General features: G+C 63.9%; 12 protein-coding genes and 1 tRNA gene. 8 read left to right on the plus strand and 5 right to left on the minus strand.

The window, feature by feature from the left end; genetic code table 11:
- Positions 1–31 precede the first annotated feature (31 nt).
- Together DY201_RS03000 and DY201_RS03005 are read left to right on the plus strand one after the other, a co-directional pair.
- Complete coding sequence (locus DY201_RS03000; RefSeq protein WP_115729919.1) at positions 32–1,612, plus strand: ABC transporter substrate-binding protein; 1,581 nt, start codon at positions 32–34, stop codon at positions 1,610–1,612.
- A 97-nt stretch (positions 1,613–1,709) separates the two neighbouring features.
- Complete coding sequence (locus DY201_RS03005) at positions 1,710–3,089, plus strand: serine hydrolase domain-containing protein (protein ID WP_245431877.1); 1,380 nt, start codon at positions 1,710–1,712, stop codon at positions 3,087–3,089.
- 6 nt (positions 3,090–3,095) lie between these two features.
- Here DY201_RS03005 and DY201_RS03010 read toward each other — a convergent pair whose 3' ends face one another.
- The 3 genes from DY201_RS03010 to DY201_RS29340 are packed head-to-tail and all read right to left on the minus strand — an operon-like array spanning position 3,096 to position 6,295.
- A complete protein-coding gene (locus DY201_RS03010; protein ID WP_115729920.1) occupies positions 3,096–4,172 on the minus strand; it encodes a siderophore-interacting protein in 1,077 nt (358 codons plus the stop codon).
- 29 nt (positions 4,173–4,201) lie between these two features.
- Complete coding sequence (locus DY201_RS29335) at positions 4,202–5,251, minus strand: TonB-dependent receptor domain-containing protein (RefSeq protein WP_245431878.1); 1,050 nt, start codon at positions 5,249–5,251, stop codon at positions 4,202–4,204.
- 18 nt (positions 5,252–5,269) lie between these two features.
- Positions 5,270–6,295, minus strand: a complete 1,026-nt coding sequence (locus DY201_RS29340) for a TonB-dependent receptor plug domain-containing protein (protein WP_245431879.1) — start codon at positions 6,293–6,295, stop codon at positions 5,270–5,272.
- Positions 6,296–6,467: 172 nt separating this feature from the next.
- Between DY201_RS29340 and DY201_RS03020 the strand changes: the two genes are divergently transcribed.
- Positions 6,468–7,427: a heme/hemin ABC transporter substrate-binding protein gene (locus DY201_RS03020; protein ID WP_115733557.1), complete on the plus strand. Its 960-nt coding sequence runs from the start codon at positions 6,468–6,470 to the stop codon at positions 7,425–7,427.
- Positions 7,428–7,530: 103 nt separating this feature from the next.
- Here the strand turns inward: DY201_RS03020 and DY201_RS03025 are convergent.
- Together DY201_RS03025 and DY201_RS03030 are read right to left on the minus strand one after the other, a co-directional pair.
- A tRNA-Ala gene (locus tag DY201_RS03025) sits at positions 7,531–7,606 on the minus strand.
- 145 nt (positions 7,607–7,751) lie between these two features.
- Positions 7,752–8,138 (minus strand): TIGR02300 family protein, encoded by a 387-nt coding sequence (locus tag DY201_RS03030; RefSeq protein ID WP_115729921.1) that lies wholly within the window; start codon positions 8,136–8,138, stop codon positions 7,752–7,754.
- 174 nt (positions 8,139–8,312) lie between these two features.
- On the opposite strand from DY201_RS03030, the gene aroA reads away from it, so the two are divergent.
- From aroA to DY201_RS03055, 5 genes are all read left to right on the plus strand, one after another.
- Entirely contained in the window at positions 8,313–9,665 is a 1,353-nt protein-coding gene (aroA, locus tag DY201_RS03035; protein ID WP_115729922.1) for a 3-phosphoshikimate 1-carboxyvinyltransferase, read from the plus strand.
- Positions 9,666–9,693: 28 nt separating this feature from the next.
- Positions 9,694–10,395, plus strand: coding sequence for an SDR family oxidoreductase (locus DY201_RS03040; protein ID WP_115729923.1), 702 nt, complete (start codon positions 9,694–9,696; stop codon positions 10,393–10,395).
- Positions 10,396–10,414: 19 nt separating this feature from the next.
- Positions 10,415–11,053 carry a (d)CMP kinase gene (cmk, locus tag DY201_RS03045; protein WP_115729924.1) on the plus strand — a complete coding sequence of 213 codons (639 nt, stop codon included), beginning with the start codon at positions 10,415–10,417 and terminating at the stop codon, positions 11,051–11,053.
- Positions 11,054–11,224: 171 nt separating this feature from the next.
- Entirely contained in the window at positions 11,225–12,922 is a 1,698-nt protein-coding gene (gene rpsA / locus DY201_RS03050) for a 30S ribosomal protein S1 (protein WP_115729925.1), read from the plus strand.
- A 219-nt stretch (positions 12,923–13,141) separates the two neighbouring features.
- Positions 13,142–14,284 (plus strand): alpha/beta hydrolase, encoded by a 1,143-nt coding sequence (locus DY201_RS03055; protein ID WP_115729926.1) that lies wholly within the window; start codon positions 13,142–13,144, stop codon positions 14,282–14,284.
- Positions 14,285–14,305 lie beyond the last annotated feature (21 nt).

A 14,305-nucleotide genomic window follows, 5' to 3' on the forward strand; every position in this document is an offset into this window, starting at 1 on the left:
ACGACCCACAATGCAACCTTGGGAGGGGTTCATGAACCGTCGCAGGTTCCTATTTTCTGCATCCGTCATTTCGCTTGCCATCGCTGTCGGGCTGTTTTCGCCCGCGAACGCATTGGCGGAAACCGAGGCGGTGATCGTGATCGGGCGTCAGGAGTCGGGCGCCGCCAGCTATGATCCGATCCGCGCCGTCGCCCTCAACACGGCCGCCGGACTGATCTACGACCGTCTCGTCGAGCAGGCTGTCGACCAGTCCTATCATCCGCATCTCGCCAGCTCCTGGCAGGTCAGCCCCGACGGCATGAGCTGGACCTTCGAGCTGCGCAAGGACGTCACCTTCACCGACGGCGAGCCGTTCAACGCCCAGACCATCGCCTGGTGGATTCCCAAGTTCAAAGGCACCGAAAACGAATTCATGGTCGATGCCATCGAGCGCGTCGAGGTCGTCGCCGACCACACGGTGCGCTTCGTCCTGAAGCGTCCCGAGCCGAACCTGATCTTCAACCTCGCCATGACGAATATGGGAGTCCCGAGCCCGAAGGCCTATGAGGCGGGAGGCCAGGACTACGGCGTGACCGAGGCCATCGGCACCGGCCCCTACAAGCTTGAGAGCTTCGTAGTCGGCCAGGAAACCGTGCTCGTCGCCAATGAGGACTACAACTGGGGCAGCGCGCTGACGGAAAACAAGGGCGCGCCGTACATCAAGCGCCTGACGGCGCGCGAAATCCCCGACGCTTCGACCGCCTTCCTCGAACTCAAGACCGGCGGCGTCGACATGCTGCTCGACATGCCGACCGACTTCCTGCCGCAGCTGAAGGGCGAGGCAGACATCGATCTGAGGGAGCTTCCCGGCTATGGCGTGACCCTCGTTACCATCAACACCCAGGCAGCCCCCTTCACCGACATCCGCGTGCGCCAGGCGACAGCACTTGCCATCGACCAGGCCTCGATCCTGAAGAGCGTCTATGGCGGGGTCGGCAAGGAGGCGCACCAGTTCCTGGTCGCCGCACTGGGCGAGGCACATGTCGATCCGGCACTGCAGATCAGGCATGACCCGGCCAAGGCGGCCAGCCTGCTCGACGAGGCTGGCTGGCTACGCGATGGCGATGGCGATGGCATTCGCGCCAAGGACGGCAAGCCGCTCACGATGAAGCTCTGGACCCGGGCCGACACCGAATACAAGCGCACGGCTGAGATCATCCAGGCACAGCTCAAGGCCGTCGGCATGAAAGCCGAGATCACCGTGTTCGACGCCGGCACCTACCGCAACCAGTTCCTCAAGCCCGAGCGCGAGCTGGTGCTTGCGCCATATTCCTGGACCAACGCCGACATCCTCGACTGGTTCTTCAGCGCCAAGCGCCTGGATTCCTGGAACCTGTCGATGTGGAACGACCCGAAGTCGGAGGAGCTGCGCGAACTCGCCATGTATGGCTCGAAGTCCTGGGACGAACGCGTCGTCAACTTCCGGAACTTCCACGGCCATCTGCTCGCCAATTTCGTCGGTGTACCGGTGCACGAACCAGCCCAGACGATGGTCTTCAACAAGACGAGACTTGCCGCACCCGAGACGTTCCGGGGGCCCTATTCGCTCGTCGATATCAAGCCCGCCGACTGACGGCCAGACGTAACCTGAACCAAAAGACGGCATCGGACCATCATGCGGCGCAACCGTGCCGCACGTTTGCCGCCGCCGCAGCATGAAAGATACCGCAATGGAAAGCATGGAAGCCTCCGCCACCGACCTCGCGACCACGCTGGAAAGCCATCTGAACCAGGAGATGGAGCGTAACGGGATTCCCGGCCTTGGCGTGGCCATCGTCCGTGACGGAGAGATTCTGCATCTCGGCGGCTACGGTCTTGCCGATGTCGAGCACAATGTGCCGGCGACACCGGACAGCATCTTCCATTCGGGTTCGACGGGTAAGATGTTCACCGCCGCCGCCGTGCTGCTTCTCGTGCAGCAGGGCCATCTCGGCCTCGACGAGCCGGTCAGGCGCTATCTGACCGAGGGCCCCGAGAGCTGGGCGGCGATGACAATCCGCCAGCTGCTGACGATGATGAGCGGCCTCGGCAATTTCGGCGACGCCTTTGCGCCGGCGCCGATCGAAAACGACGTCGTGCCGCTGAACCTCTGGCAGGATCACAGCGACGCGCAGCTGCTAGCACTGGCCAGCCTGTCGCCATTGGCCTTCGCCCCGGGAGAAAGCTACCGCTACTCCAACACCAGCTACATCCTGGCATCGCTTATCGTCGCCCGCGTCAGCGGCAAGCCTTACTATACGCTGCTGCGCGAGCAGCTCTTTGGACCGGCAGGCATGGCCAGCGCCCGCGACGCCAGCTGGTCCGATATCGTGCCGAACCGCGCGCAAGGCTACAGCCGCGACGGCGACGCGCTGCGCAACCGGTGCTGGACCGCGCCTACGCTGCTGCGCACCGGCGATGGCGGGCTGTTTTTCTCGCCACGCGATATAGCGCGCTGGTTCATCGAACTGGACCGGCCGCAGGTGTTCCGCTCCGATATCGTCGCGCAGATGTTCGAACCGGCGCTGATGCGCGATGGCCGCCCGGCGATCAATGGCTATGCGCTCGGCTGGGAGAATTCCGAAGTACGCGGCCACCGCAAGATCCGGCATGGCGGTACCTGGTACGGCTTCCGTGCCGAACTCGCACGCTTCCCCACACAGAAGCTCTCGGTCGCGGTGCTCGCCAATATCGACAACGCCCAGGTCGCGCGCATCGCGCAGGAGATTGCCGGCATGGTCGATCCTACGGTGGCGCCATACGAGCCGATCGCCGACAGTGCACCGGAGCGCACCAAGGCAGATGACAACCTGATCAGGGCAATCGCCGCACGCAATGCGCCACGCGACGCCTTCACCGAAGAGGCCTGGCAGTTATGGAGCAACCACTGGTTCGAACAGGTCATCGTCGAGAGCGAATCCGACCTCGGCCCGGCGCCGCTCGAATTGATCGACGGCGGCGGCAACGGTCGGCGCCGCTATCGCTTGCCAACCGGGCGCTATCACATGCACTGGACCGTCGACCGGCAGGCGGACGGCCACGTCAGCGCAATGCGCTTTCACATGGAATAGTGGTCGTCAGCCCGCCATCGTCCCAGCATCGCCTTGCGTCCAGTAGGCCGAGGCGATCGTCTGGTCGCGGCCCAGCGCCAGGTCGCTCCGCCAGTGGTCGCGGACGCGTTTTGCCGCTTCGGCTTCCGCTGCAAACCAGCCGAAGCTCGTTCCCAACTTGGGCCAGGCAACCGACATGACCGCGTCGGCGAGAACCTTGCTCTCGCCGCCCGGCACGCCGTTGCGGTAGAGCCAATGCAGCTCGATGCCGGTGCCGTGCTCGATCACCTGGCGTTCGCCTCCATCCGCGACCTCGATGAAGGCAACGCCCCTGGTCGTCACGGGCAGGCTTTCGATAATGCGCCCTATCGCCGGCAACCCGGTTTCGTCGGCGCCCATGACATACCAGTCGGCCGGCCTGATCGGCCGCCCGAGCGGCCCCATGATGCCGACCTTGTCGCCTGGCCTGGCATGCGAAGCCCAGTTCGAGCCGACATTCTCGCCCTCGTGAATGAGGAAATCGACATCGAAATGCCCACCGGCCACGTCGAGCCTGCGGATGGTGTAGACGCGCGTCGTCGGCCGCCGCGTTTCGTCCGGCCACGACACCAGGCCGTTGTCGCCACGCACCGGCCAGACCGGATCGGGGACAGTGGCGGTGGGAAACAGCATGCGGACGTGCAGGCCGCCGAACGACGCAAAGCGTTCGAGGTTTCGGGCCTTGAGCCTGACACGCTTCATATGCGGCGTAAGATCCATCGCGTCGACGACCGTCGCCTCGCGGAACTGCTCCAGCTCGCCCCGGCCGGCAAGGTCGCCCTGCCACACGATGCGCGGCTGGCTCTCCTTTGCGTAGAACTCCACCGCCGTCGCCATCAGGTCCTTGAGCCGGGCCAGGCCATCCGGATGCGGCGACCTCGCCCGCATGATCAGCGCGCCCTCGGGCATTACGAGCGAGGCTTCGCCGAAGACGAAGCGGAAATTGACCGCCTCACCCTCGTCGCTCGATCGCGCGTCGAAGCTCTCCATCCGGTCGCGGATCTTGTGCAGTTGGTCGGGCGAAAGCTGCAGCTGCAGTTCGGCGCGAGATTGAAGGTCGGTCATGTCAGTTCAGTTCCGATTGCGCGAAGGAATTAGCCGCCAATACGGCCGGTCAGGCTGATCTTGAAGGTCTGGCCCTTGCCCTGCTTGGTCGCAGCCGACGTCGACCACGAACTCTGCGGGTCGGTGTAGGCCTCGTTGAACAGGTTCTCGATGCCGGCATCGAGCCGAAGGTTCTTGTTGACCTGGTAGTTGGCGAACAGGTTGGTGATGTTGAAGCCGGAGTCGACGATGCCGGGAATTGTCGGACTGGTACGGCTTGTACGGGTGATCTCGCCGACGCTGAGATGTTGCACGCCCATGGTCAGCTTGTCGTCCAGCGCCCGCACGCCGAACGTCGCCGAGAAGCGCTCGAGCGGCGTGTTGTTCAGCGTCTGCCCGGCATAGACCCCGGTCAGCATCTTGGCGTCGGTCAGCGAGGCAGTGCCGTTCACGAAGCCCCAACCGAAATCGTAGATCGCCTCGGCCTCGACGCCGCGCAGTCTTGCCGCGCCGATATTGATTGCCTTGCGCGGCATCACCGTCAGGTTGACGTCGATGTAGTCGTCGACATCGGTGTGGAAGAAATTCAGCTTTCCGCGCAGCATGTCGCCGCCAACCATTACGTCGTCATATTTGACGTTGACGCCGGCTTCCCAACTGCGCGCCGTTTCCGGCTGCAGCAGCAGGTTGGGAACATAGCTATCACCCGAACCATGTGCGCCGCCGCCGCGAAACACGTCCTGAAGCCCTGGCGCGCGATAGCCTTCCGAGTAGGTGCCGTAGAGCTGCAGCCCTTCGACCGGCGTCACGCCCACGGTGACGCGCGGCGACCAGCGACTGCCATCCAGCGAAGCTTCCTGCACCGGCTTCGTTTTTGTTTCACCGTCGAGCTGGTATCCGTCGTAGCGAATGGCGGTGATGACCTGCAGCCAGTCGCTGTAATCGCCCTGCCACTGCAGGAAGCCGCCATAACCACGCTGCGTTCCGGAGCCGAAATGGGCAGCTTCGGAATCGCCGGTCAGATAGTAGTAGTCGGCGCCATAGGTCAGCGTGTGCTGTAGCCCCCAGGCGTCGAAACGTGACGAGTTCTTGGCGTTCACGCCCGTCGTCGCAACGTCCTAATAGCGGAAGTTGCCGATCTGCGCCTTCGGCCAGACCTGCGTCTGCTCGGCACGGGTGCGGTTGTGGTAGAAATTGACGCTAAGATCGACATAGGGATTGTCGTCCGGCAGGTAGGTGTAGCCGGCGGTGTAGGTCTGGTTAGTGGTCTCGGCGTCGTAACGGCTTAGCGTCGGCGACGGCGAACCTGACGAGCCGGTGACAAAATCCTCGTAGTTCTGCAGGATGGCGCCGAGCTTAAGTTCGTGGCCATCGGCCGGCCGTAATGTCGTCTTCAGATAGCCGCTCAGCACGTTCTCGCCGGTCCACGGCACGACAGCGCCATTGCCATCCTCGTAGGCGTCGCGACTGCGGTAGATCAGGTTGCCGATCACGTCGGCGTCGTCGCTGAAGCGATAGGCACCGGTCGTGCTGGTGGTGAAGCCGCGACCGCTGGATTCGTAGCCCAGCTTTTCGCTCAGCGCCCAGCGCTCATCGGAATTCAGGAAGTCGCCGGCGTCCTTGGTCTGGAACGAGACCACGCCACCAATGCCGCCTGAGCCATAGGCATTCGACACCGGGCCACGGATGACAGTCGCTTCCTTGAGCAACTCGGGCTCGACATAGAACGAGCCCGAGCCATGGCCGACGCGCCAGTAATCCTGGCGCGCTCCGTCGAGCGTCACCACGACGCGGCCATACTGTTCCAGGCCGCGAATGTTGATCGACGTCGCCGGATCGTCACCGTTCATCGAAGCGGCCACGCCAGGCGTCGTGCGGAAGATGTCGGCGACCGTCGCGGCCTGCGTCCGCGAAAGTTGCTCGCCGTCGATGGTGCTGACGGGCGCCAGCGCATCGATCACCGCCTCGTTCAGCATGGTGGCCGAAATGACGATCCTGTCGAGCAGGGTAACAGTGGCGGGTTTTTTCGGCGAAGCGGCGGCGGTAACAGGCTGCGCCCTAGCGGGCTGCTGCGCCAACGCCTGCCCGCTGCCGATGACCGCAAGTGCCGTGCCGGCAACAAGAAAATTTCTGAACGTCGTCACTTCAAGCCCCCAATCGTCCACGCGACAAATTGCTGGCTGAATGTGCAGGTGCCGCACCGAGCTGGCTCGACGTCGGGGTATCTGTCCCCTTGCGTTATGGGCTTGAGTAATTAAACTTGATTATGATAGTCAAGTTAAATCATTGCCGCAGCCCTCGGACAGGACCGACGACATGGACCGTGCAGAGCCCCTCAGCTTCCCGGCAAGCCCACAAGCCTTGCTTCGGTCGCGTGCCATTGCACGCGCGGCCCTGCTTTGCCTGCTGCTCGCCAGGTTCACCGCACTGGCCACGGCCGGCACCGTGGTCGACGCCACCGGAGAAAAGGTCAGCGTCACCAGCACCCGGCGCATCGTGACGCTCGGATCAGACGTCACCGAGATCGTCTACGCGCTCGGCGCCGGCGACCGCATCGTCGCACGCGACCGCGGCAGCAAGTTTCCGGCGGCGACCAGCTCCAAGCCCGATGTCGGCTATCGCCGCAAGCTGTCGGCGGAGGGTGTTGCCGGGCTTTCGCCCGACCTCATCATATCAGCCGAGGACATCGGCCCACCCGACGCCGTCGATGTACTCAACGCGCTCGCTGTGCCGATCGTGCTGGTCCCTGAGGACAATTCGCCTCAAGGCATCGTCCGCAAGATCACGCTGATCGCCGAGATGCTCGGCAAGCCGGACGAAGGCAAGGCGCTGGCCGCGAAGGTGACAAAGGAATTCGACGCCGCGGCAAGCCTCGCTGCCAAGGTCGCTCCGGCGAATCGCAAGAAGGTCATCTTCTTTCATGGCCTGATCAAGCTGACCGCCGCCGGCTCCGGCACGTCGGCCGATGCGATCATCGGTTATGCCGGCGGCATCAATCCGATGCGCGAGGTCAACGGCTACAAGGCGGCGTCGGAGGAAAAGCTCGTCGAGATGGCGCCCGACGTCATCCTGATGATGGGCGACGGCAATGGCGGGCCGACGCCGGAGCAGGTGTTTTCCATCCCGGCGCTCAGCACCACGCCCGCCGCGGCGAATCGGGCACTGGTCGTGCTCGAGGGCGCCTATATGATCGGCTTCGGTCCACGCACGGCGGACGCGGTGCGCGACCTTGCCGAGGCGCTCTATCCTGGTGAAGCCGGCACGCCAGCAAACTGAAGGGGTGCGGCCGACATCTTGATGTGACTGAGGAAAACAGGTTCTGCACAATGAAGCAGCCTGCTGGCTACTGTCTCTAACGTACTGACCGTGTGAAGGAATTTGGTGGAGCCAAGCGGGATCGAACCGCTGACCTCCTGCATGCCATGCAGGCGCTCTCCCAGCTGAGCTATGGCCCCACACCGGCCTGAGCCGGGTGCCGTTTCCGGCAAAGGTCGGCGCGAATTTGTCGTCCGCGCCGGTGCTGTTGGCGGCTTCTAGCGCCGCATTCGACCATTGGCAAGCCTTGATCGAAACCTTTTTTCGGTTTCCCGAAAAGCCGTGTCAGATCTCGTCGTCGTCGTCGCCGACGCCGATCATGTCGGAGACGTCGTCGTCTTCCTCTTCCTCATCGGCGAGGAACGTGTCGTCGTCATCGTCGCCCAGATCGACATCATCGTCGTCCAGATCCGGGAGGTCGTCGCCGCCCTTGGCCTCGTCGTCGGCATCCTCCAGGGACACGACTTCGGCGCCTTCATCCTCGACGTCGAGCTCCTTGGCTTCGACTTCCTCTTCTTCCTCGAGGATGGCGGCAATCTTGCCATCGTCGAAGTAGGAACGCGGATAGGTCTTGCCGGTATAGGGCGAGACGATCGGGTCCTTGTTCAGGTCATAGAATTTTCGGCCCGTCTCCGGGTCGACGCGTTTTGTGCCAAGTTCGGATTTCGCCACGTCAGGCCTCGTCTTTCTCGATTTTGGTCCCCTTAGCCGCAGTTTGTGGCGCTGTCAAAGCCAAATCCCCCGGCAGGGGCAATGGGGGATGACCGTTACGACAATCGATGCTACGACACCGCCGCAATCATTGGGAAAGCCCGGTTTCGCGGGCGTCCCGCACGAGGAACCACCATGTCGCATCAAGCTGTGCCCCAGCCGGCCGTCGCCCGGAAGTCGAAACCCCTGTCTGGCACCGCCCGCGTGCCTGGCGACAAGTCGATTTCGCACCGCTCTTTCATGTTTGGCGGCCTGGCTTCCGGCGAAACCCGCATCACCGGCCTGCTCGAGGGCGAGGACGTGATGCGCACCGGCGACGCGATGAAGGCAATGGGGGCCCATATCGAGAAGCGTGGTGACGAATGGGTCATCAAGGGCACCGGCAATGGCGCGCTCTTGCAGGCCGAAGCGCCACTCGACTTCGGCAATGCCGGCACCGGCTCGCGGCTGACCATGGGCCTGGTCGGCACCTATGACATGGAAACCACCTTCATCGGCGACGCCTCACTGTCGGGCCGGCCGATGGGCCGCGTGCTCGATCCGCTGCGCCAGATGGGCGTGCAGGTGCTGAATGCCTCCCCCGGCGACCGTATGCCGCTGACGCTGCGTGGCCCGCGCCAGGCCGCCCCAATCAGCTACCGCGTGCCGATGGCCTCCGCCCAGGTCAAATCGGCAGTGCTGCTCGCCGGCCTCAACACACCAGGCATCACCACCGTCATCGAGCCGGTGATGACCCGCGACCATACTGAAAAGATGCTCAAGGGCTTTGGCGCCAATATCGAGGTCCAGACCGACGAGCAGGGCGTGCGCCACATCTTCATCGAAGGCCAGGGCAAGCTGGCCGGCCAGGTCATCGCCGTGCCCGGCGATCCATCCTCGGCCGGCTTCCCGCTGGTCGCGGCACTGATCGTGCCCGGATCCGACGTCACCATCGAAAACGTGCTGATGAACCCGACCCGCACCGGCCTGATCACCACGCTGATCGAAATGGGCGGTTCGATCGAGATCCTCAACCGCCGCAATGCCGGCGGCGAGGACGTCGCCGATTTGCGCGTGCGCGGCTCCGAGCTCAAGGGCGTCAAGGTCCCGGCCGAGCGCGCGCCGTCGATGATCGACGAGTATCCCGTGCTCGCCGTCGCTGCCTGCTTCGCAGAGGGCGAAACCCTGATGCAGGGGCTGGAAGAGTTGCGGGTCAAGGAATCCGACCGCCTGGCGGCCGTTGCACGCGGCCTGGAAGCCAATGGTGCCGACTGTACCGAAGGCGAGACCACGCTCTCCGTTCGCGGCGTGCCCGGCGGCAAGGGCCTCGGCGGCGGCACCGTCAAGACCCATCTCGACCACCGCATCGCCATGAGTTTCCTGGTCATGGGCCTGGCTTCCGAAAAGCCCGTCACCGTCGACGACCAGACAATGATCGCCACAAGCTTCCCGGAATTCATGGGCCTGATGGCCGATCTCGGGGCGGAGATCGACCAGACCGCCGCTTAACACGGCAACGCAACCGAGGAGCAAGCTTATGACCAACAAAGTAGCGATGATCGTCGGCGGCGGCAGCGGCATGGGTGCTGCGGCGGCGCGCAAGCTGGCAGCCGACGGCTATGCCGTCGCCATCCTGTCCTCATCGGGCAAGGGCGAGGCGCTGGCCAAGGACCTCGGCGGGCTCGGTTTCACCGGCTCGAACCAGTCGAACGACGACCTGAAGCGCTTCGTCGAGCTGACGATGGAAAAATGGGGCCGCATCGACGTGCTTGTCAACGGCGCAGGCCACGGCCCGCGGGCGCCGCTGCTGGAGATCACCGACGAGCAGTGGCACACCGGCATCGACGTCTATTTCATGAATGTCGTGCGCGCGACGCGCCTCGTTGCGCCTGTCATGGTTGCCCAGAAGGGCGGCGCCATCGTCAACATCTCGACCGCCTGGGTCGGCGAACCGGCGGCGATGTTCCCGACGTCGGCCGTGGCCCGCGCCGGTCTTGCAGCCTACACCAAGCTCTTCGCCGACCAGTATGCCCCGCACAATGTCCGCATGAACAACGTGCTGCCGGGCTGGATCGACAGCCTGCCGCAGACCGACGAGCGTCGCGACGGCGTGCCGATGCAGCGCTACGGCACCTCCCAGGAGATCGCCGCGACGATTGCCTTCCTTGCCTCGGAGGGCGCCGCCTACATCACCGGCCAGAGCCTGAAGGTCGATGGCGGCCTGATGCGCGGCGTCTGACCAGGGATCTCGCCAGGACATGCCTGCTTCGATCACCATCGCCATCGACGGCCCGGCTGGCGCCGGCAAGGGCACGCTCGCCCGCCGGCTCGCCGACTACTACCACCTGGCGCTGCTCGACACCGGGCTGACCTATCGCGCCGTCGCCCACATGCTGATCGAAAAGGGCTGGCCGCTCGACGACGTGGCGCATGCCATCGAGGCGGCTAAGCTCGTCGATCTCGGCCATCTCGACCGAAAGCTGCTGTCGGCGCATGCGGTCGGCGAGGCGGCATCAAAGGTCGCCGTCATCCCCGAGGTGCGCAAGATCCTGGTCGACAAGCAGCGTGCATTCGCCAAGGCGCCGCAAGGTGCGGTGCTCGACGGCCGCGACATCGGCACGGTCGTCTGCCCGGATGCCGACGTGAAGCTCTATGTCACGGCGAGTGCCGAGGTCCGCGCCCAGCGCCGGCTGGCCGAGATCGAGGCCAATGGCGGCAGCGCCGATTTCACCGGGATTCTCGCTGATATCGTCCGCCGTGACGAGCGCGACACCGGCCGCGCCGACTCCCCGCTCAGGCCCGCCGACGACGCGCACTTGCTCGATACGTCAGAAATGGATATAGAAGCCGCGTTTTCCGCAGCCAGGGATATCGTTGATCGGGCCCTTGGCAGTTGAAGGCACGGTTGAAGCCTCAGGGCTTCGCCACTTAACCGACCTGTCCGCATTCTTCTTGCGCCGATTTGCCGCTTTGGGCGGCCAAGGGCTTATTGCCCGGGATGTTGGCAGGCCAACGCAACGCTAACCCACGGCGCCGCTCCCGCAAGCCGGGACGCACCAGGAGATCCAATGTCACAAGCTAATCCATCCCGCGACGATTTCGCGAGCCTGCTCGAAGAGTCCTTCTCGGACGGTCATTCGGGCGAAGGCCAGGTCGTCAAGGGTATCGTCACGGCCATCGAAAAAGACATGGCCATCATCGACGTCGGCCTGAAGGTCGAAGGTCGCGTGCCGCTGAAGGAATTCGGCGCCAAGGCCAAGGACGGCCAGCTGAAGGTCGGCGACACCGTCGAGGTCTATGTCGAGCGCATCGAAAACGCGCTTGGCGAAGCCATGCTGTCGCGCGACAAGGCTCGCCGCGAAGAGAGCTGGGTCAAGCTCGAAGAGAAGTTCACTAAGGGTGAGCGCGTCGAGGGCGTTATCTTCAACCAGGTCAAGGGCGGCTTCACCGTCGATCTCGACGGCGCCGTTGCCTTCCTGCCGCGTTCGCAGGTCGACATCCGTCCGATCCGCGACGTCACCCCGCTCATGCACAACCCGCAGCCCTTCGAGATCCTCAAGATGGATCGCCGTCGTGGCAACATCGTCGTGTCGCGCCGTACCGTTCTCGAAGAGAGCCGTGCAGAGCAGCGCTCCGAGATCGTCCAGAACCTCGAAGAGGGCCAGGTTGTCGAAGGCGTGGTCAAGAACATCACCGACTACGGTGCGTTCGTTGACCTCGGCGGCATCGACGGCCTGCTGCACGTCACCGACATGGCATGGCGCCGTGTCAACCATCCGACCGAAATCCTCAACATCGGTCAGACGGTCAAGGTGCAGATCATCCGCATCAACCAGGAAACCCACCGCATCTCGCTCGGCATGAAGCAGCTCGAGTCGGATCCGTGGTCGGACATCGGCACCAAGTTCCCGATCGGCAAGAAGATCACCGGCACCGTCACGAACATCACCGACTACGGTGCGTTCGTCGAGCTCGAGCCGGGCATCGAAGGCCTCATCCACGTTTCGGAAATGTCGTGGACCAAGAAGAACGTGCACCCCGGCAAGATCCTGTCGACCACCCAGCAGGTCGACGTGGTCGTGCTCGAAGTGGATCCGGCCAAGCGCCGCATCTCGCTCGGCCTCAAGCAGACGCTCGAGAATCCGTGGGAAGCTTTCGCACGTAACCACCCGGTCGGCACCGAAGTCGAAGGTGAAGTCAAGAACAAGACCGAATTCGGCCTGTTCATCGGTCTCGATGGCGACGTCGACGGCATGGTGCACCTGTCCGACCTCGACTGGAACCGTCCGGGCGAGCAGGTCATCGAAGAGTACAACCGTGGCGACATGGTCAAGGCTCAGGTTCTCGACGTCGACATCGAGAAGGAACGCATCTCGCTCGGCATCAAGCAGCTCGGCAAGGATGCGGTCGGCGAAGCTTCGACCTCGGGCGAACTGCGCAAGAACGCCGTCGTTACCTGCGAAGTCACCGGCATCAAGGATGGTGGCCTCGAAGTCCGTCTCGTCGAGAGCGGCATCGAGACCTTCATCAAGCGTTCGGATCTGTCGCGTGACCGTGACGAGCAGCGCCCCGAGCGCTTCGTCGTCGGCCAGAAGGTAGACGCCCGCATCATCGCCTTCGACAAGAAGACCCGCAAGCTGCAGGTCTCGATCAAGGCGCTGGAAATCGCTGAAGAGAAGGAAGCAGTCGCTCAGTACGGCTCGACCGACTCCGGCGCTTCGCTCGGCGACATCCTGGGCGCAGCCCTGAAGAACCGCAACAACTGAGCCAACAGCTCACTGTCGTGAATTGAAAGACCCCGCCGGATCGCTCCGGCGGGGTTTTCCTTTGTCGAGTTGTCCTCGCCGGCCCGAAGTGATGCCGGAATGCTTCACGGCTCATCCGAATGCTTCCCGACCGGGCATGATGGGCTTGTCCAAGGTTGCCGCGACAGGGAATTGCTGCTCATTAATCCAGGACTTGCTGCCCGCGTTCAGAGCCTGCCCATGCCCAGTTTGCGTTTTCTGACCGTCTTTTTCGTGTTGCTGGTCCTGTCAGGCTGCGGCGGCCGGGCCGTGCTTGGCCTCAATGACGGCAAGCAAGGTGAATCCGCGTCCGTGGTGCAGATCTACGTCTCGACCATGCGTGCCCGGTCGAACGACCTGTCGCTGCCCTATTCGGCGGAACGCGCCAAGCATCTCAACTTCGCCAAGTTCGAAATCGGCATCCCCAGGACGCATATCGCCGGCGAGGTCGAAAGCACGAGCCGCACGCCGAGCCCGGAACGCAACTTCATCGCCCGCACCTTCCAGCCCTATGACGACAAGGCGCAGTTCGTCGCAGCCCTCGATGTCGACCTGATGCGGCGCCCCGAGGCCGAGCGTGAGATCTTCATCTTCGTGCACGGCTACAACAACAACTTCGCCGACAGCATCTTCCGCAACGCCCAGATCGTCCACGACTACAAGGTCAAGGCGGTCGCCCTGCATTACGCCTGGCCGTCGGCCGGCTCGCTGCCACTTTACGTCTATGACCGCGACAGCGCCGCCTACAGCCGCGACGGCCTTGCCGACACCATCGAGATCGCCGCGCGCACCAAGGCCAAGCGCATCGTGCTCGTCGGCCACTCGATGGGCAGCTATGTGGTGATGGAGGCGCTGCGCAGCCTGTCGCTGAGCGGCCGCGACAGATACATCAGCCGCATCAGCGGCCTCGTGCTTGCAGCACCCGACATCGATATCGACGTATTCCAGAGCCAGCTGCGCGACATCGACAAGCTGCCGAACCCGTTCATGATCCTGGTATCGACGCGCGACAAAGCGCTCAACCTGTCGGGTGGGCTGACCGGCGGCCATCCGCGCGTCGGCTCCGGTGCCGACGTCGCCGCCCTTCAGGCCGAAAACATCACCGTGCTCGACACATCCAATCTCGACGGCGGCAGCCATGGCGTCTTCGCCAGCTCGCCGACGCTGATGGCCTTGACCACCCAAGGCGGGTTGATGAACGACGTCACCGAAAGGGGCGAGGGCGCGCCGGCCGAAACGATCCTCGCCGACGGCGGCCAGGTCATCAAGGGCGCGGCCTCGCTGGTCATCTACCTGCCGGCCAAGCTGCTTGGCGTACCCAATGGCGGCCTGCTGACGCAGTAGGCGCGGGGGATCGGCCAACGG

It is taken from the genome of Aminobacter aminovorans (assembly GCF_900445235.1).
Taxonomy (GTDB): Bacteria; Pseudomonadota; Alphaproteobacteria; order Rhizobiales; family Rhizobiaceae; genus Aminobacter; species Aminobacter aminovorans.

Bases quoted from the DNA above. Each gene is read 5' to 3' on its own strand.
- DY201_RS03000 (WP_115729919.1), top strand. From the start codon at position 32: ATGAACCGTCGCAGGTTCCTATTTTCTGCATCCGTCATTTCGCTTGCC.
- DY201_RS03005 (WP_245431877.1), top strand. From the start codon at position 1,710: ATGGAAAGCATGGAAGCCTCCGCCACCGACCTCGCGACCACGCTGGAA.
- DY201_RS03010 (WP_115729920.1), bottom strand. From the start codon at position 4,172: ATGACCGACCTTCAATCTCGCGCCGAACTGCAGCTGCAGCTTTCGCCC.
- DY201_RS03020 (WP_115733557.1), top strand. From the start codon at position 6,468: ATGGACCGTGCAGAGCCCCTCAGCTTCCCGGCAAGCCCACAAGCCTTG.
- aroA (WP_115729922.1), top strand. From the start codon at position 8,313: ATGTCGCATCAAGCTGTGCCCCAGCCGGCCGTCGCCCGGAAGTCGAAA.
- DY201_RS03040 (WP_115729923.1), top strand. From the start codon at position 9,694: ATGACCAACAAAGTAGCGATGATCGTCGGCGGCGGCAGCGGCATGGGT.
- cmk (WP_115729924.1), top strand. From the start codon at position 10,415: ATGCCTGCTTCGATCACCATCGCCATCGACGGCCCGGCTGGCGCCGGC.
- rpsA (WP_115729925.1), top strand. From the start codon at position 11,225: ATGTCACAAGCTAATCCATCCCGCGACGATTTCGCGAGCCTGCTCGAA.
- DY201_RS03055 (WP_115729926.1), top strand. From the start codon at position 13,142: ATGCCCAGTTTGCGTTTTCTGACCGTCTTTTTCGTGTTGCTGGTCCTG.